The sequence below is a fragment of the Orenia sp. genome (assembly GCF_055140805.1).
Genome location: NZ_JBSQYM010000056.1, coordinates 1 through 16,997, shown reverse-complemented (window position 1 = coordinate 16,997; position 16,997 = coordinate 1). Strand labels below are relative to the sequence as shown.

16 protein-coding genes and 2 tRNA genes are annotated in these 16,997 nt (G+C 33.0%); 13 read left to right on the top strand and 5 right to left on the bottom strand.

The window, feature by feature from the left end; translation table 11 throughout:
• Nucleotides 1–16 precede the first annotated feature (16 nt).
• The 3 genes from ACTCDL_RS07510 (at nucleotide 17) to ACTCDL_RS07500 (ending at nucleotide 1,098) form a co-directional block, all read left to right on the top strand.
• Nucleotides 17–93, top strand: a tRNA-Asp gene (locus ACTCDL_RS07510).
• A 99-nt stretch (nucleotides 94–192) separates the two neighbouring features.
• Nucleotides 193–268, top strand: a tRNA-Phe gene (locus ACTCDL_RS07505).
• Between the two features lie 191 nt (nucleotides 269–459).
• Nucleotides 460–1,098, top strand: coding sequence for a thymidine kinase (locus ACTCDL_RS07500; RefSeq protein WP_463175529.1), 639 nt, complete (start codon nucleotides 460–462; stop codon nucleotides 1,096–1,098).
• Here the strand turns inward: ACTCDL_RS07500 and ACTCDL_RS07495 are convergent.
• Together ACTCDL_RS07495 and lgt are read right to left on the bottom strand one after the other, a co-directional pair.
• The gene (locus ACTCDL_RS07495) at nucleotides 1,095–2,012 is read right to left on the bottom strand and encodes a P1 family peptidase (protein WP_463175528.1); all 918 of its coding nucleotides are present in this window, start codon (nucleotides 2,010–2,012) and stop codon (nucleotides 1,095–1,097) included. The genes ACTCDL_RS07500 and ACTCDL_RS07495 overlap by 4 nt on opposite strands.
• 343 nt (nucleotides 2,013–2,355) lie before the next feature.
• The gene (gene lgt, locus ACTCDL_RS07490; protein WP_463175526.1) at nucleotides 2,356–3,144 is read right to left on the bottom strand and encodes a prolipoprotein diacylglyceryl transferase; all 789 of its coding nucleotides are present in this window, start codon (nucleotides 3,142–3,144) and stop codon (nucleotides 2,356–2,358) included.
• Nucleotides 3,145–3,306: 162 nt separating this feature from the next.
• On the opposite strand from lgt, the gene ACTCDL_RS07485 reads away from it, so the two are divergent.
• The 3 genes from ACTCDL_RS07485 to ACTCDL_RS07475 all read left to right on the top strand — a co-directional run bounded on the left by ACTCDL_RS07485 (nucleotide 3,307) and on the right by ACTCDL_RS07475 (nucleotide 6,646).
• Nucleotides 3,307–3,930 (top strand): redox-sensing transcriptional repressor Rex, encoded by a 624-nt coding sequence (locus ACTCDL_RS07485; RefSeq protein ID WP_463175524.1) that lies wholly within the window; start codon nucleotides 3,307–3,309, stop codon nucleotides 3,928–3,930.
• Between the two features lie 164 nt (nucleotides 3,931–4,094).
• On the top strand, nucleotides 4,095–4,856 hold the full coding sequence (locus ACTCDL_RS07480; RefSeq protein WP_463175523.1) for a hypothetical protein: 762 nt from the start codon (nucleotides 4,095–4,097) through the stop codon (nucleotides 4,854–4,856).
• 80 nt (nucleotides 4,857–4,936) lie between these two features.
• Nucleotides 4,937–6,646 carry a methyl-accepting chemotaxis protein gene (locus ACTCDL_RS07475; RefSeq protein ID WP_463175521.1) on the top strand — a complete coding sequence of 570 codons (1,710 nt, stop codon included), beginning with the start codon at nucleotides 4,937–4,939 and terminating at the stop codon, nucleotides 6,644–6,646.
• A 33-nt stretch (nucleotides 6,647–6,679) separates the two neighbouring features.
• On the opposite strand, the gene ACTCDL_RS07470 is transcribed toward ACTCDL_RS07475, so the two are convergent.
• On the bottom strand, nucleotides 6,680–7,450 hold the full coding sequence (locus ACTCDL_RS07470) for a CheR family methyltransferase (protein WP_463175519.1): 771 nt from the start codon (nucleotides 7,448–7,450) through the stop codon (nucleotides 6,680–6,682).
• Nucleotides 7,451–7,596: 146 nt separating this feature from the next.
• Between ACTCDL_RS07470 and ACTCDL_RS07465 the strand changes: the two genes are divergently transcribed.
• The 6 genes from ACTCDL_RS07465 to ACTCDL_RS07440 all read left to right on the top strand — a co-directional run bounded on the left by ACTCDL_RS07465 (nucleotide 7,597) and on the right by ACTCDL_RS07440 (nucleotide 13,575).
• Nucleotides 7,597–8,391: an MBL fold metallo-hydrolase gene (locus tag ACTCDL_RS07465; RefSeq protein ID WP_463175532.1), complete on the top strand. Its 795-nt coding sequence runs from the start codon at nucleotides 7,597–7,599 to the stop codon at nucleotides 8,389–8,391.
• 25 nt (nucleotides 8,392–8,416) lie between these two features.
• Nucleotides 8,417–9,604 (top strand): S1C family serine protease, encoded by a 1,188-nt coding sequence (locus ACTCDL_RS07460; RefSeq protein ID WP_463175518.1) that lies wholly within the window; start codon nucleotides 8,417–8,419, stop codon nucleotides 9,602–9,604.
• A 310-nt stretch (nucleotides 9,605–9,914) separates the two neighbouring features.
• Nucleotides 9,915–10,394 carry a 23S rRNA (pseudouridine(1915)-N(3))-methyltransferase RlmH gene (gene rlmH / locus ACTCDL_RS07455; protein ID WP_463175516.1) on the top strand — a complete coding sequence of 160 codons (480 nt, stop codon included), beginning with the start codon at nucleotides 9,915–9,917 and terminating at the stop codon, nucleotides 10,392–10,394.
• A gap of 89 nt (nucleotides 10,395–10,483) precedes the next feature.
• On the top strand, nucleotides 10,484–10,993 hold the full coding sequence (locus ACTCDL_RS07450; RefSeq protein ID WP_463175514.1) for a ferritin: 510 nt from the start codon (nucleotides 10,484–10,486) through the stop codon (nucleotides 10,991–10,993).
• A 563-nt stretch (nucleotides 10,994–11,556) separates the two neighbouring features.
• The gene (locus ACTCDL_RS07445) at nucleotides 11,557–12,123 is read left to right on the top strand and encodes a TetR/AcrR family transcriptional regulator (RefSeq protein ID WP_463175513.1); all 567 of its coding nucleotides are present in this window, start codon (nucleotides 11,557–11,559) and stop codon (nucleotides 12,121–12,123) included.
• 84 nt (nucleotides 12,124–12,207) lie between these two features.
• Complete coding sequence (locus ACTCDL_RS07440) at nucleotides 12,208–13,575, top strand: alpha-amylase family glycosyl hydrolase (protein WP_463175511.1); 1,368 nt, start codon at nucleotides 12,208–12,210, stop codon at nucleotides 13,573–13,575.
• Nucleotides 13,576–13,658: 83 nt separating this feature from the next.
• On the opposite strand, the gene ACTCDL_RS07435 is transcribed toward ACTCDL_RS07440, so the two are convergent.
• Nucleotides 13,659–15,578: a methyl-accepting chemotaxis protein gene (locus tag ACTCDL_RS07435; RefSeq protein ID WP_463175510.1), complete on the bottom strand. Its 1,920-nt coding sequence runs from the start codon at nucleotides 15,576–15,578 to the stop codon at nucleotides 13,659–13,661.
• Between the two features lie 347 nt (nucleotides 15,579–15,925).
• Here ACTCDL_RS07435 and ACTCDL_RS07430 point away from each other — a divergent pair, with 347 nt between their 5' ends.
• Nucleotides 15,926–16,537: a BsuPI-related putative proteinase inhibitor gene (locus ACTCDL_RS07430; protein WP_463175508.1), complete on the top strand. Its 612-nt coding sequence runs from the start codon at nucleotides 15,926–15,928 to the stop codon at nucleotides 16,535–16,537.
• A 29-nt stretch (nucleotides 16,538–16,566) separates the two neighbouring features.
• Here ACTCDL_RS07430 and ACTCDL_RS07425 read toward each other — a convergent pair whose 3' ends face one another.
• Nucleotides 16,567–16,881, bottom strand: a complete 315-nt coding sequence (locus ACTCDL_RS07425; protein WP_463175530.1) for a YbjQ family protein — start codon at nucleotides 16,879–16,881, stop codon at nucleotides 16,567–16,569.
• Nucleotides 16,882–16,997 lie beyond the last annotated feature (116 nt).

The following is a 16,997-nucleotide window of genomic DNA, read 5'->3' as shown; positions in this document are numbered from 1 at the left end:
TGTCAACTAACAATGTGGGGATGTGGTGGAGTTGGTTACCACGCCGGCCTGTCACGCCGGAGGTCGCGAGTTCGAGTCTCGTCATCCTCGCCATTTTAAGTTGAATTGACAATGTACAATTGACAGTTGACAATTAAAATCAAGAGCATTAAGATCTTGAACTTAATTGTAAATTGTAAATTATATTTTCAAGGCGAAATAGCTCAGTCGGTAGAGCAGAGGATTGAAAATCCTCGTGTCCCCGGTTCAAGTCCGGGTTTTGCCACCATTTTAAATTAAAACTACATATAATTATAACAAATATAAATTTGACATTGGAGTTGCTCGGTAAAAGAGTAACTTTTTTTAGTTTTAAAATATAATTTTTAGTAGTTTTTAGTTTTTTCAAGAATTATTTTCTTGATAGATAAAGGGTATGGATAGTTTAATAATTTCAATTATCAAGGGGAGGATATTCAGATGCATGGGTACTATGGATGTGTCAATACTGGATGGGTAGAAGTAGTGACAGGGGTCATGTTTTCAGGTAAGAGTAGTGAATTGATTAGGAGAATAGAGAGGGCTGTAATTGCTAAACAAGAAGTATTGGTCTTTAAGCCAAGTATAGATAATAGATATAGTGATACCGCAGTAGCAACACATAATGGTATTACTATCAAGGCTCAAATTGTTGATAATGTTAAGCAGATTAGAAGGATAATCAAAGAAGAGAGCCAGCAAAAAGAGATAGACGTTGTAGCTATTGATGAAGGTCAATTCTTCTCTAATGATATTGTCCCATTGGCTGACGAGTTGGCTGAATCAGGATATCGGGTAATTATAGCTGGATTAGATACAGATTTTGCAGGTAGAGGCTTTGGACCTATACCAGAACTGATGGCTAGAGCAGAGTATGTTAGTAAATTACATGCTGTATGTGTTAAATGCTCTAATCCAGCTACTAGAAACCAGAGATTGATTGATGGAGAACCAGCAAGTATTAACGATCCAATTGTAGTAGTAGGTGCAGGTTCTGCCACGAAGTGGGATGTTAATCCCCGAAGGGACGAGAAGTATGAACCCCGCTGTCGTGCGTGCCATCAATTGAAAAAAGACTAATCTAGATTGACAGCTTCCACTGCTTTTACAATGGCTCTACCCATTACTTCACTAGCAGTAGTAGCTAATAAGTTAATATCAATACTTTTATGCCCAGTGCTCATGGCAAAGATAGTATCTCCATCTAACATAGTATGAACAGGGTTGATATGTTTTGCGTAACCATTATGAGCTACTTGGGCTATTTTTGTAGCTTCTGATTTATTTAGTTTAGCATTAGTTGCGATAACTCCAATGGTAGTATTTTGACCAAAGCCCGTTATCTTATGTTCTTTCATTGACTTATATGTATTTATAAAATTCCCCTCTTTATCTTTGCATCCTGCTATGATTTTTCCTTCTTTATCAAAGATATCTCCAAATGCGTTGACAGCCACCAAGGCACCTATGTATATATCATCTGTGATTTTGATACTAGCGCTCCCCAGTCCACTTGGTGTAGCCTGCTTAGGACCTAATAATTTGCCTACTGTACAACCCAATCCTACTCCTACCTTACCTAAACGGATCTCGTTAGCAGAAGCAGTTTTAACAGCTTGATAGCCCATCTGGTAATCAGGACGAATTGTATGGTCACCTACATTTAAATCAAAGAGCACAGCAGTAGGGACTATAGGTACTTTAGTAACTCCTACATCAAAACCTATATTCTCCTCTTCTAAGGCGGTCATAACACCATTTGCAGCAGCTAAACCAAAGGCACTTCCTCCTGAAAGTAAAATAGCATTGACCTTCTCTATCATATTAATAGGTGATAGTAAATCGGTTTCACGGGTTCCTGGCGCTGAACCTCGGACATCTACTCCAGCCACAGCACCTTCATCAGCTAAGATAACTGTACATCCTGTCATTCCTTCTTCATTATCTTGATGTCCAACCTTGATCCCTGGAACATCGGTAATATAGTCTTTCATGATAACCTCCCTTTTTGAAGTGAATAGTTTATAGTGTATAGTTGAGAGTTAAGGTATGTGAATTCAAAATGAAACTTAATGGATATATTGGGACTGTTTTAGGAATCAGGAGTCAGGAACCAGTTATCAGTAAAACAGACTGATTCCAGATTCCTGATTCCTGACACGAAAGTGTACCATTATCTCTATATAGCGTTATGGCTAAATTTTATTCTAGATTCACGAACCTATAAAGGTTTGTTTAATTTTTTAAATGTAAATATTTCGCAGTATATACCTAAACTGATATTATATAAAAAGAATTTAGGATAATTAATTACCCTAAATTCAATATAGAAAAAATCTAATTTTTCTTTAAAACTCGTCTATAATAGCTAATAGCAATAGAAATCACAATAATAAAAATACTAATTAATTGTGCCATTCTTAAAGGGCCAATCATTAAGCTATCAGTTCTCATCCCTTCAATAAAGAAGCGTCCAATTGAGTATAGACTAATATAGGTTAGGAAGACTTCCCCGTCTTTTAGAAACTCTCTTTTCTTCCAAAAGAAGAATAGAAATGAGAAGATAAGTATGTTCCAAATTGATTCATATAAAAAAGTAGGATGATAGTAGGTACCATTAATGTTCATCTGTTCTATAATCCATTTTGGTATATGTAATGATTCTAAAAATGACCTACTGACAGGACCACCATGAGCTTCTTGATTCATAAAATTACCCCATCGTCCAATAGCCTGTCCTAAGATTAGGCTAGGTGCAGTGATGTCGGCTACTTGCCAAAATGTTATTTTGTGTTTTTTAGTAAATATTATTGCAGCAATAATAGATCCAATTAATGCCCCATGTATAGCTATACCACCCTGCCAGATTTTAATTATTTGAGAAGGATTGTATTTATAGTAATCCCATTCAAAAATTACATAATAAGTACGAGCTCCAATAATTGCAAAAGGAATTGCCCAAATTACTAAATCTAAAATCAAATCAGGATTTATTTTTTTTCTTTTAGCTTCATTGCTAGCTAGAGTTAAACCTATTAATACAGCAGATGCCATAATAATTCCATACCAATGGACTTTTAAAGGTCCTAGTCTAAAGGCGATTGGATTAAGATAGCTAGAATTCATTATTATTTCCTCCTTTAATTTGACCATACTTAACTTTAAGATTATAATAAAATTAGGGCTTAGTCAAGTTATTGCTTAGAGTAATTTTTAAATTAGATAATTAGTATATGATTAAAACTTCAATAATATTATTAATATGTGAAAAGGGGAGTGGATTTTAAAATGAAGAATATAACAACACCTGCTACAACGGTTGAAAGATTGCCACTTTATTATCGTTATTTGCAGAAGATGGATAGTCAAGGTGTAGAGGTTATCTCTTCTAAAGAATTAGGGGATGGATTAGGAATTCCTTCGACTCAAGTTAGAAAGGATTTATCTTATTATGGTGAGTTTGGACGAAGGGGTGTTGGCTATGAAGTAAGTGATTTAATGAAGAATTTAGAAAGGATATTGGGTCTAGATAATAACTGGAAGGTTGTCTTAGTTGGAGCAGGTAATTTGGGTCAAGCATTAGTCAATTATGGTGGGTTTAAGAAGCTGGGATTAAATATAAGTCACGTTCTAGATATCGACACAAATAAAATAAAGAGTAATTTAGGAAGTGCAGAAGTTTATCCGATGAAGCAATTAAGGACAGTAGTGACAGAGAATGATATTAAAATAGGGATTGTTGCTGTTCCATCAGAGGTAGCTCAACAGGTGGCAGATGAACTAATAGATGCGGGGATAAAGGCAATTTGGAATTTTGCACCTATACATTTGAGGGTGTCTGATGATATAAAAGTACGAGATGAGGACTTATCTATAGGGTTAATCAGTTTATCATATTATCTATCTAATTAATATGGGATTCAATTAATATATATAGGTTGAAAAATAATTAGGTAAAAAGAAGGATTATAAAGATAAATGTGGAATTTCTATATAATAAAGAAGAAGTAGGGGTTTTTAATAATTAATATAAGTTTTATAGTGCCTATATACTTTCATACAAAGGAGTTGGTGTAGTGACTGACAGAGAGGTTAAAGTAGTTAATAAACTTAAGTCTGGTAGTATCTTCAATAGGATTTTAGGAATTTTATTGACTATTACTCTTGGAATTACTTTGGCGGTAGGTAGTTTTTCTTATGTTTATTTTAAAGATTCATTATTAGATACATCTAAAAAACAGTTAATGATGATTTCTCGTTTTGTGGCTTCGAATGTGCACAAGACAATTGAAGAAAAAGTTACAGATAGTGATATTAGATTAGATAATTTAAAGCCAGAGATGGTTTTTTTTATGACTATGACTGATATAGGTAATATAATGCAGAATAATTATGTTGAAGTTTTTCAAGCTTTAAATTTAACAGCAAATATATCTCTTATTGATAAAGATGGGAAAGTGCTACAACACAGTGATATGAAAAATGAAATAAGTAGTTATAGAGAATATGATTTTTTTAAAAATAATGTTATAGAAGCTAATAATCTTCACAATGGAGATGGGACTCAATCTGCTATGAGTGGAATTATTGCTACGGGTTATTTTAATAGAATAGAAGATGGTATAAAGTATATAGGGGCTTATACTAAAATAGCTCCTTATGATTGGACATTGCTGGTAGAGGCTGAAGAAAATAGCATTACTACTAATGCCAGTAAAGTTAGAAATATAATTATTTTATTTGGAATTATTTCTACAATAATAGCTACTTTAATTGCTATTAAGGTTTCAAAGGATTTATCTGGTTCAATTAAAAGTGCTACTAGTAGAATTAATTAATACAATAAAGAGGAATAATTTGTATAATTGATATAAGTTTATAATAACAATAAATACTTTAACACAAAGGAGTTGGTGTAATGCCTGAAAAAGAAATGGATATTGGTAATGAAGAGGCAATTAAAGAGGTTAAAGTAGTTAATAAACTTAAGTCTGGTATTATCTTTAATAGGATTTTAGGAATTTTATTGGCTATTACTCTTGGCGTTACTTTGGCGGTAGGTAGTTTTTCTTATTTTTATTTTAGAGATTCATTGTTAGATACATCTAAGAAGCAATTGATGATGATTTCTCGTTCTGTGGCTTCAAGGGTGCATAAGACAATTGAGGATAAGGTTACAAATAGCAGTATGAGGATAGATAGTCTGAAACCAGAGATGGTCTTTTTTATGACCAAGACTGCTATTGCTGAGGAAGTTGAAAATAATTATAATGAAGTTTTTAAAGCCTTGAATTTAACAGGTAATATATATCTTATTGATAAAGAAGGAAAGGTTTTACAGCACAGTGATGGTGAGAATAAGATAAGTAGTTATGGAGACAGTGATTTTTTTAAAAATAATATTGCAAAGGCTCAGGAAACTAGCAATGTACACAATGAAGATAATGCTTCAACAGTTATGGCAAGAATTGCTGCCACTGGTTACTTTAATAGAGAAGAAGATGGTAACAAGTATATAGGTGCTTATGCCAAAATAGCTTCTTATGATTGGACACTTGTTGTAGAGGCTAAAGAGAGTGCTATTATCGCAACTGCTAGTAAGGTTAGAAATATGATTATCTTGTGTGGAATCGTTTCTATAATAATAGTTACTGTAATTGCTGTTAAAATTTCACGGAATATATCTAACCCAATTAAGAGGGCTACTGCAGGTATGAAGAAAATGGCTGAAGGTGACTTTACTACAGCTCTTGATATTAAGAGAAAAGATGAGTTAGGTGAGTTAGCTACCAGCTTTAATCTGATGACTAAACAGCAGTCTACAATGATTAATGAGGTTAAAGATGTTATAAATAGCCTCAATTCATCTAGTAGAGATTTATCTGTTAGCTTAGATGATTTTACTAAAGATGTTGATTCTACCTTAGACCAAGTAAATAGAATCTCTGCATCTACTGAAGAGGTATCTACTAATAGTGAAGAGGTAGCTTCTATGGCTGAAGAGACCAAAAATATCGTTTTCGAAGGTAATAAAGCGATTAAATTGGTTGTAGCACAAATGACAAATATTAAGAAAACTGTTCAAGAGTCAGTTGAGGTAATTGGTAATTTGGATAAGAAATCTTTACAAATTGGGGAGATTGTGCAGTTAATTACTGCAATTTCAGAACAGACCAATCTATTGGCTTTAAATGCAGCTATTGAAGCAGCTAGAGCTGGAGAGGCTGGTAGAGGCTTTGCGGTAGTAGCAGATGAAATTAGAGATTTAGCAAGTCAGTCATCTGAGGCTGCTGATAAGATTCACGGTTTGATTAAAGAGACTCAGGATGAATCAGATAAAGCTGTGGAAGCGATTCAAAAAGGTACTCGCGAAGTTGAGAGTGGAGAAGAGGTTATTAATAGAGCTGGTAAAGCCTTTGAAGGTATTAAGGAAGCTACTAATGAGACAGCCTTACAAATGGAGCAGACTAGTGCTGCAACTCATGATCTAGCATCTAGTGCTGGAGAAGTAGTTACAGTAGTTTATGATTTAGAGGATATTTCACGTTCAATATCCGATATATCGATGGATTTAGATAAGAAATCAGAAAGACTAGAGAAACTTATCTCTCAATTTAGAGTTTTATAGAGGATAAAAGGTGGCGAGTTAACTCGCCACCTTTTATTTTTTTCTATAAAAAGAGTTATATATTTTATTTAAGTTAAACTCATCAGGTTTAAGTAGATATTCTGTATTACCTAAGAATAGAATACCACCTTGGACTAAGGAATTGCTTAATTTAGTAGTTAATTGATCTTTTACTTCTTTGGTAAAGTAGATAAATACATTTCTGCATAGGATTAAGTCTATATTGGTATCATATCTATCTTTTAATAAATCTAATTTACCAAATTGTACTCTGCTCATAATCTTACGGTCTAGTTGATAATAGTCATCTTTTTTAGTAAAATATTTGTTAAGGACTTTGTTTGGTACTTTTTTAAGTGAGTTTTCTTTATATTTACCTGCTCTTGCTTCCTGTAAGATAGCAGGATCAATATCTGTAGCCTTGATTTGATATTTACTAGGATCAATTCCTAATTCATTCAAGATAATTGCTAGGGTATAAGCTTCACAACCATTAGAAGAAGCAGCACTCCAAATCTTGATTTTACTCTTATTAGCAAATAATTCTGGAAAAAGCTTATCCTGTAGGTATTCATAATTTTTGGGGTTACGATAAAATTCTGAAGTATTAATGGTCATATGTTCCAAAAATTCTTCTTGAAAATCATGACTACTATTTAATTTTTCTAAACAACTTTTATAGTCATTAAGATTATGTTTTTTCATCAAGTTATTAATCCGACGTTCAACTCTATTTCTTTTATAACTACTAAGATCAACATTTATTTTATTTGATACTTTACTTTGGAATTCGATAAAATTCATCACTAGCCTCCTTGTATACACTTATATATAATAATATTATTATCAAAAAATACATGATATTATTAAATTAATTCCGTTTTAATAGAGTAAATCCTTTTTTTATAAAGAAATAATTAAATTTATTTTAATTTGAGGAGATGATTTAAATTAGTTTAGAAGTATGTACCTTAGCCAGTGGAAGCTCAGGAAATTCTATTTATATTGGAACTAAGGATAAGAAGATATTAGTTGATGCTGGATTGAGTGGTAAACAGATTAATAATAAATTAAAAGAGGTAAATTTAAAGGTTGATGATTTGGATGCTATTTTATTAACCCATGAGCATAGTGACCATATTCAAGGTGCTGGTGTATTATCAAGGAGGTGTAATCTTCCTATTTATGCTACTAAAGGTACTTGGGAAGGAGCATCTCCTAAGTTAGGAAATATAGATGAGAAGAATAAGATCATTATTGAAACTGATGCGTTTACTCTTGGTGATTGTTTAGTTAAGCCCTTTAGTATCTCCCATGATGCTAAAGAGCCTGTTGGCTATACGATCAGTTTTAAAGAGACTAAAGTAGCAATTGCTACTGATATGGGTGAGGTTACTGATGATGTAAGGCTAGAGATTAGTGACTCTGATTTGGTAATACTGGAGTCAAATCATGACTTAGAGATGTTAAAGATTGGTCCATACCCTTGGGCATTAAAGAAGAGGATTATGGGAACTCAAGGTCATTTATCTAATGATGATGCAGGAGCTACAGTGGTAGAGTTAGCTAAAAGTTCTGTCTCCCGTATATTATTAGCCCATCTTAGCAAAGATAATAATGTACCCGAATTGGCTTTTTTGACTATCAAGAATATGCTTGTTGATGCAGGAATTAGATTGGACAAGGATATAAAATTAGATTTTGCTTTACAAGATAAGGTTAGTCCTCTGTATCAGATTGGCTAAAAATAATAAAGATGGGGTGGACGGGATGGATCTTTTTTCTAGAGATGACCATTATGAGTTCAAGTCAACATTTAAATCATATCTGATTATAGCAGTAATCGCTTGCTTATTAGGTGCTGGATTATTGTATTTCTTCTCTCATCAGATGATTTTTAATTCTAAGATAGAGAAGATTAATGATAATTTATTAGAAGGAGCAGTTTCTAATTCAGAGGGTGATTTGGAGAAGGAAGTTGCTAGTCAACAGGTTGCTAAAGTAGATGATAATCAGCTAAGTATTGTGGATGTAGTCAAGGAAGTAGGCCCTGGGATTGTTAAGATTAAGACCGTTAGAGAGAGGGTAGTCTATGATTTTTTTGCTCGTAGAACTGAACAGAAGGTAGAAGGGGAAGGTTCTGGAGTAATTTTAAATAAGGAAGGCTATATTATTACAAATAACCATGTAGTTGAGGGTGCTAATCGGATTAGAGTAATCTTTCCTAAAGATGATATAGATTACTTGGGTGAAGTAGTTGGACGGGATCCAATCACAGATCTGGCTGTGGTGAAGATTGATGTAGAAGATTATGATATACCTGTTGTAGAGTTTGGTGATTCAACCAAATTAGAGGTAGGAGAGTTAGCTATTGCAATTGGTAACCCTTATGGTTTCTCCAATACTGTTACCACTGGTGTAATCAGTGCCTTAAACAGGGATTTGCCTATTCAAGAAGGGGTAGAGTTGACCAATATGATTCAAACCGATGCTGCTATTAATCCAGGCAATAGTGGTGGAGCTTTGTTAGATAGAGCTGGCAGGGTAATTGGGATTAATACTGCTATTATCCAACAAGCTCAAGGTTTAGGTTTTGCTATTCCAATCAATGTAGCCAAGGAGATAGCTAAACAATTAATTAAAGATGGTAGAATTATTAGACCTTGGATTGGGATTTATGGAATGGACATTAGCCCTGAGAGTGCTAAAGAGTATGGTTTTGTGAAGGATTCTGGTGTTTATGTAGTTAAAGTTATAGAGGGTAGTCCTGCCGAGGATAGTGGATTACAGCAAGGTGATATAATTACAGAGATAGCAGGTCAAAAGGTTGATGGTATGGATAGCTTAAAAGATATTTTGAAAAGTTATCAAATCAATGATAAAATTAAACTAGTAGTTCATAGAGGAAATAAATCTTTTACTCTAGAATTAAAGTTAGAGGAGAGACCATTAGAATAGAGTTTTAAAGGGCTAGCTGTAAGCTAGCCTTTTATTTTCATTAAGGACTTTTTTTAGAAGTTGTGGATAACTTTTTAAAGAAAAATAAAAATATAAAGCCAAAACATAAGGACAAAATAAATTAGCAACGAATTAATACGAATCAAAAGCAAAGATAAAATTACAGGTTAAGTTTTTAAAAAGAGTTTGGTCTGAATTGGCGTAAATTCGCGAGATTCGTTGCAAAAAAAAATTTTTTGAATTAGTCTTTAAAGATTTTGATTATAAAAGACTGAATAATAGGCTAATTTGTTTTGAAAGGATGGTTAAGATGAAGGTTAGAGTGATTGCTGTTGGAAAGATTAAAGAGAGCTATATTAATCAAGGGATTGATGAGTTTGTTAAGAGGTTACAAAGGCATACCTCTTTAGAGGTAATTGAGGTCAAGGATGAGAAGATATCTGGAAACTTAAGCTCTTCTGAGATGAACCAGATTAAGGAAGCAGAGGGTGAGAAGATTATAGAGAAGATAGATAATCGCTCTTATACGATTGCTCTAGATCCACAGGGTAAGCCGATGAGTTCTGAAGGTCTTGCTAAATCTATTAGTAATTTACAGCTACAAGGCTATAGCAGTATCGAATTTATTATCGGTGGGGCATTGGGCTTACATGAAAACGTGAGAAAGAGTGCAGACTATATCTTAAGCTTCTCCCATATGACCTTTACCCATCAGATGGCTAGATTGATTTTATTAGAACAGGTTTATCGTGCTTTTAAGATTATGAAGAATGAACCTTATCACTTGTAATGATTTAATAATCAAATATATTAAAGGATAATTCTCCTTTATAGAGAATAATTACTAGTAAGTACATATAATTTGAGGAGGTTAGATCAATGTTACCAGAAAAATTATTAGAAGAGTTAAATGAACAGGTTAGATATGAGTATGAATCGGCTCATTATTATCTAGCCATAGCAGCTTATTTTAAGTCAGAGGACTTAGAAGGTTTTGCCCACTTCTTTGAAATTCAAACAGAAGAAGAGCAATTCCATGCTCAAAAATTCTCTAACTTTATCGATGAGATGGGTGAAAGGGTAATTATGAAAGCCTTGGGAGAGCCTAGAAATGAATTTGATTCTATTGCAGATGCTATCAAGTATGCTCTACACCATGAGAAAAGTGTTACTAAGCGAATCTATAAATTGATGGATATTGCTAAAGAGGAGAGCTGTTATCCAGCCATTGGTATGTTACAGTGGTTTGTTGATGAACAGGTTGAAGAGGAAGCGACAATGGATGGATTATTAAAGAAGGTAGAGCGAATTGGTGAAAATGGAAATGGAATTTATATGCTAGACAATGAGCTAGCTCAAAGAACTTTTACTCCACCTGCTGGAGAGTAATAACTAGTACATATATCAGAACTCCCATTTGCGGGAGTTCTTTATTTTATTAAGGAAATTATGCTTTTTTAGAGGTTGTGGATAACCTTTCTTTTTATTTTGCTTTTGATTTTGGAGTGAAAAAATTATTGTTTGAACGAAGCAAAAATTGAATAAGGATTTAGAGTTAAATCAAGTCTTGATTAGAGAAATAAATTATTTATAATAATTAGGATTATGATTGCGTAGTGAGTTTTATTTTTTTCTAGACTTTTTGGTTACTTTTGGGGCAATGCCAAAAGTAACACGAGAAAAAGCTGATAATTTTTCTCGTAATAATTTTTTATATTAGTAATATGATTTATTGCTTATCCTCTTAGTTAAAAATCTAATTTTAGATTAATAGTAGAGTGGGCGCTAGCCCAATTTGTTCTTATTTCTTTAGTTTATAAATGTGAGCTTAAGACTAAGTTTCAAGCTTAAACTTAGTCTTAGACTTAAACTCATAATTTTCTTGACATTCTCTATACCGAACGGTATAATGGATTTAATAGTAAATAATACTGTAGGAGGTGAGAGCTTAGGTGGATAATCGTGCTAGGATTATAGAGGTTGCAGTAAATCTTTTTGCTTCGCGGGGTTATGATGGAGTGGGTGTAAAAGAGTTAGCTGAGGAAGCAGGTGTTACTAAACCAACTCTCTATCACTATTTTGGAAATAAGAAAGGACTTTTAGAAGAATTATTAGCTGAGAAATTCTCTAAGATAAACAACTTGGTTAAAGAGGGAACAAGGTATAATCATGATTTGCCTTTTACATTAAATAGATTAGTAGCCACTTATTTTGATTTTGCCAAAAATAATAAAATCTTTTATAGGATGCAATTGGCGATGGCTTTTGCACCAGTAGATAGTGAATCTAATAAGGCTGTCTCTAAATATATCAAAGAGCAATATAAGATGGTGGAAGAGCTCTTTATTCAAGCAGCAGAAGATCATGGTAATATGAAAGGTAGGCATCAGGCTTATGCAGCTACATTACTAGGAATGATCAATACATATATAGCTTTATCACTACGAGGTGATAGGCAGTTAAATGATGAGTTATTATATCAAGCAGTTCACCAATTTATGCATGGAATCTATTCTTAAATAATTATTTTTTTAGCTTTAATATACCGTTCGGTATAGATGTTGTATTCTAAATAAATTCAAAATTATAAGGAGGAATTAATTATGAAAAGTTGGCCTTACGAATCTGTTTTTTATCATATCTATCCCTTAGGATTTTGTGGTGCTCCTAAGAAGAATGATTTTTCAGCACCGGTTAATTATGGTTTGGATAAAATCTATGATTGGGTAGAACACCTTACAGCTATGGGGGTGAATGCAATGTATTTAGGTCCTGTATTTGAATCGACTAGCCATGGCTATGATACCAAAGATTACTATCAGGTTGATCGTAGATTAGGGGACAATCAGAGTTTGGCTAAACTAGTATCCCACTTAAAGGAGAATGGAATTAGAGTTATTTTGGATGGGGTCTTCAATCATGTAGGGAGGGATTTTTGGGCATTTCAAGATGTATTGGAACAAGGGCAGAATTCAAAGTATTGTGATTGGTTTGCAGGCTTGAACTTTGAATACCAAAGCCCTTATGGTGATGATTTTACCTATGAAGCCTGGGAAGGGCATTATAATCTGGTTAAATTAAACCTTAAGAATCCTGAAGTAAAGGAGTATCTCTTTAATGCAGTAGGAGAATGGATTGAGCAATTTGATATCTCTGGTCTAAGACTAGATGCTGCTGATTGCTTGGAGCCTGAATTTATTGTTGAGTTAGGTGAGTTTTGTAGAGATTTAAAGCCTAATTTCTGGATATTAGGTGAGGTAATCCATGGTGATTATAGAAAATGGGCTGGAGCTGCTATGATGGATTCTGTAACCAACTATGAAGCTTATAAAGGTCTATATTCAAGCCATAATGATAAGAATTATTTTGAGATTGCCTATTCTTTGAAAAGGCAATTTGGAGAAGGGGGTATATATAAGCATCTTCCTTTATATAGCTTTGTAGATAATCATGATGTGAATAGAATAGCAAGCACCCTTGATAATCCTGCTCATTTGTATCCTTTACACCTGCTCTTATTTGCGATGCCTGGTATACCATCTATTTATTATGGTAGTGAATGGGGGATAGAAGGTAAGAAGATTAATGGGGATGATACCCCACTTCGTCCTGAGCTAAATATCAGTAACGTAGCTAAAAAGAGTGCAAATAAAGACTTAGTAAAAGTAATTACTGCTTTAGCAGAGATTAGAAAGAATTCTAAAGCCTTATGTTATGGAAATTATCAGCAAATCTTTGTGGACCATCAACAATTTGCTTTCTTAAGAGAGTATGGAGATGAACGGATATTAACAGTAGTAAACTCCTCGGACAAGCCTGTTGATATTGAGTTAGAACTTGATGTAGAAGGAGAATATTTATTAAGAGATTTATTAAATGATGGTGATAGCTTTATTGTTCAAGACGGGAAGGCAATGATAAAAGAGATTCCACCTTCTTGGGGAAGAGTTATGAGATTAGAAAAAATCTAATAGTAATTATAAGATTAGCCATCTAATATTAGATGGCTAATCTTATTTAACAAGTGTGTTATTAAATTTGAGTGCTTAATTATCTATATTTTAAACTTCTCTATTAAATCACTTAATTCTATAGACATATTAGCTAACTCTTGAGCTGAGTAGGCTATTTCATCGGACATGTTCTTAATCTCATTAGTAGATTCAGTAATTTGACTACTATTTTGAGCTAATTCATGGGTAGCTTTAGCTGTTTCTTCAATTTGAATAGAGGTTTCTTCACTGGCAGAGCTTATCTCTACAAAGACATCTCCTGTTTTAGCCACAACATCTTCTCCGTGTTTTGTTATATCTGCTACCTCATTAATTACTTCTATTCCTAAAGTAGTCTTATCTTTAGTTTCAGAAATTAAGTTAATTATTTTTTCTGTAGCTTTATTTGTTTCTTTAGCCAATTCTCTTATTTCATCTGCAACCACTGCAAATCCCTTACCTGCTTCTCCAGCTCTAGCGGCTTCAATGGCAGCGTTTAAAGCTAATAAATTAGTTTGATCTGCAATGTTAGTAATCATTTCTACAATTTGTTCAATTTCCTGGGATGTACTGTTTAAACTAGTGACAACATTTACTGCTTTATTAACAGTTTGACTAATACTGTTCATAGTTGTTAGTGTATTCTGAATATTAATTGTACCCAATTCTGTTTTTGAATTTGATTCTTGAGCAAAGCTAGCTACTCTTTCTGCACTTGCAGATATTTGTTCTATGGTAGCAGTGATATTTTCTATTAATTCATTAGTACCCTCGATAGATGTAGTACCTTCTTCAGCAGAAGCTGACAACTCTTGACTTGAACTAGCCATCTGTTCAGAGAGACTTATCAGTTTTTCTATCATATCTCTTAAATTATTAGACATTGTATCAAAGCTAATTGCTAATTTGCCTATTTCATCAGTTCTTTTAGTATATTTACTAGGGATATCTTTAGTAAAGTCTCCCTGGGAAATAAACTGGGTAAAATGACTGGTAATAGTTATTGGTTTTATAACAAGATGTCTTAGTAAATAATATAAGATTATCATAAACAAGATTAAACTAAGAATTGAGGTTATTAATGAGAAGATAACTTTCTCCTTTATGCCTAAATCTTTTAGTGGAAAGGTTAAGATAAGCTTTAAACCAGTATTTCCAATAGATGAATAGGCAATAAAATGATCTTCACCAGCTAATTTTCTATTGAGTATCATGGTATCATCGTTAGATAAAATTTCAGAAGAGAAATCACTAAGCTTACTGTTGTTTTTATCTTGAATATTGACACCCTGCTTACTGTGATCAGGGCTAACGATAAAATTTCCTATATCATTTATTAAATAGACTTGTCCATGTTTACTGACTTTAATATTTTTTATATAATCGATCATATCCTTTAAATTTATATCTAGAGTTGTTACTCCTATAAGATTATTGTTGGAGTAGATAGGAGTAGTATATGTCATCATAGTTATTCCTGAAACTTCATCATAGTAAGGTTCAGTCCAAGTTGAGTCTTTGCTCTTAAATCCATTCTTATACCAGTCATAATTAAAATAGTCATAATCACTATTACTATAATCCCAAGTCAGTATGATATCATTACTATCCTTATAGAGATAGGGACCAAAATATTTTTGATCTTTACTATATTGATAAGGCTCCATCCAAAAACCAGAGCCAATAACTAAATCTATATCCTTAATTAAACTTCTTATATATTCTAGATTTAGGTTGGTATTATGCTCCCTATTTACGGCTATAAGAGAGGCCAATCCCTGTGCTCCTTGGTCTATTTTTAAGAAATCACTATTAACTTTTTCAACCTCTTCATTGGTTTTGGCTATTAGGTACTCTTTAGCATTGTTTGTGAGTCTAGTTAATTCTGAATTTGTAGTTAAATAAATTTGAATCGAAAATATTAGGGTTGCCGATATCAACATAGCGGTAATAATTTTTGCTGCTAGTGAATTTAATCTCATAAGTTCTCCTTCTTTCTATTTTTATATTTTTGATTTATAAATAGGGCTATTTTTAGTGTTTAATCTTTAATTAAATATATATTTATAAAGAAACTTAATAAATAATATGATTATTAAGATGTATAGTTTCAAAATTCGATAAAATTAGACAAATTCCTTTTGGCAGTTTTTTATTTAACGTAAATTTAATATTATAACTTTAAGTAGATAAGAATAATTAATTATTCTTATCCTTATTTTTGGATTTAAAGAATATTTTACAAAACATATCACTATAATCCTTCTTATAGAATACTATAGATAGAGCTAGACTAAATATCTCTAATAATTAGAAAGGAGGGGTAATGATGATACGTTATAGGGTTAAATCTGGTGATACTCTTTATGAGATTGCCCAACGTTTTGGAACTACAGTACAGACTTTGATAGATTTAAATGATATTCAAGAGCCCAATATGATAGAAGTTGGTCAAGTCATAATAGTACCTGATGGAGATATGGATAGGGATATAGACAGAGATTTCGATGAAGATTTTGATAGAGATGTGGAGAGAAGGGTAGAGGTAAGGACTAAGAATTTTGATTATACTGTTATTAATGGATTATTAATTGTAATGTTTACCAATAAGGATAGCTATGCTCCAGGTGAGAATATTAAAGTTACCTTAGTAAAGACTAACATCACTAATTCGCCTATCAAGTTAAGTTATAAGTCAGGACAGAGAATTGAGTTGGTAGCCTATGATAGTGGAAGAAGAATCTGGACTTGGTCAGCCAATAGAAGCTTTGTCCAGTCTACCAAAGTAATAACTTTAGAGCCTGGTCAATCTCTAGTTTATAAGGAGATTTGGAGTCCAGGAGCAGGACTTGATGAAGGAGTTTATCGAATTCAAGGCTGGAATGTCGCTAAAGAGATCAGTGATTATAGATTAGATGTATTTGTTAGAATTGAAGAGTAGTGATGAGGGGACAGAAGTTTATTCTGTCCCTATTTCAATTTTACAGCAGTTCCATAAACTAAAATCTCTGATGCTCCTGCCATCACTTGAGAAGTGGTAAATCTGACATTGATAATAGCGTCAGCTCCTAAGTTTTCAGCCTCTTTTTTCATTCTCTCCAAAGCTTCATCGCGTGCTTCATCAATCATTTTGGTATAGCCTTTGACCTCACCGCCCACCAAATTTCTTAACCCTGCCCCAATATCACTGCCGATATGTCTTGCTTTAATGGTACTTCCTTTGACCAATCCAATAATATTCTCTATCTCTCTTCCAGTAATATAATCGGTGTTGACAATAATAATGTTAATCAGCTCCTTTGTATATAGATATCCAAGTCTAAAATGAAATAAATCAAAACCTTTCATACCTCACTCTAACTCTCTCCTACCTTAGGAGAGAGGACTAAAGCATCTTTTAT

Coding starts and splice junctions, on each gene's coding strand:
- ACTCDL_RS07475 (WP_463175521.1), top strand. CDS start 4,937: ATGCCTGAAAAAGAAATGGATATTGGTAATGAAGAGGCAATTAAAGAG.
- ACTCDL_RS07430 (WP_463175508.1), top strand. CDS start 15,926: ATGATACGTTATAGGGTTAAATCTGGTGATACTCTTTATGAGATTGCC.
- ACTCDL_RS07450 (WP_463175514.1), top strand. CDS start 10,484: ATGTTACCAGAAAAATTATTAGAAGAGTTAAATGAACAGGTTAGATAT.
- ACTCDL_RS07500 (WP_463175529.1), top strand. CDS start 460: ATGCATGGGTACTATGGATGTGTCAATACTGGATGGGTAGAAGTAGTG.
- ACTCDL_RS07435 (WP_463175510.1), bottom strand. CDS start 15,578: ATGAGATTAAATTCACTAGCAGCAAAAATTATTACCGCTATGTTGATA.
- ACTCDL_RS07495 (WP_463175528.1), bottom strand. CDS start 2,012: ATGAAAGACTATATTACCGATGTTCCAGGGATCAAGGTTGGACATCAA.
- ACTCDL_RS07485 (WP_463175524.1), top strand. CDS start 3,307: ATGAAGAATATAACAACACCTGCTACAACGGTTGAAAGATTGCCACTT.
- ACTCDL_RS07440 (WP_463175511.1), top strand. CDS start 12,208: ATGAAAAGTTGGCCTTACGAATCTGTTTTTTATCATATCTATCCCTTA.
- lgt (WP_463175526.1), bottom strand. CDS start 3,144: ATGAATTCTAGCTATCTTAATCCAATCGCCTTTAGACTAGGACCTTTA.
- ACTCDL_RS07470 (WP_463175519.1), bottom strand. CDS start 7,450: ATGAATTTTATCGAATTCCAAAGTAAAGTATCAAATAAAATAAATGTT.
- ACTCDL_RS07460 (WP_463175518.1), top strand. CDS start 8,417: ATGGATCTTTTTTCTAGAGATGACCATTATGAGTTCAAGTCAACATTT.
- rlmH (WP_463175516.1), top strand. CDS start 9,915: ATGAAGGTTAGAGTGATTGCTGTTGGAAAGATTAAAGAGAGCTATATT.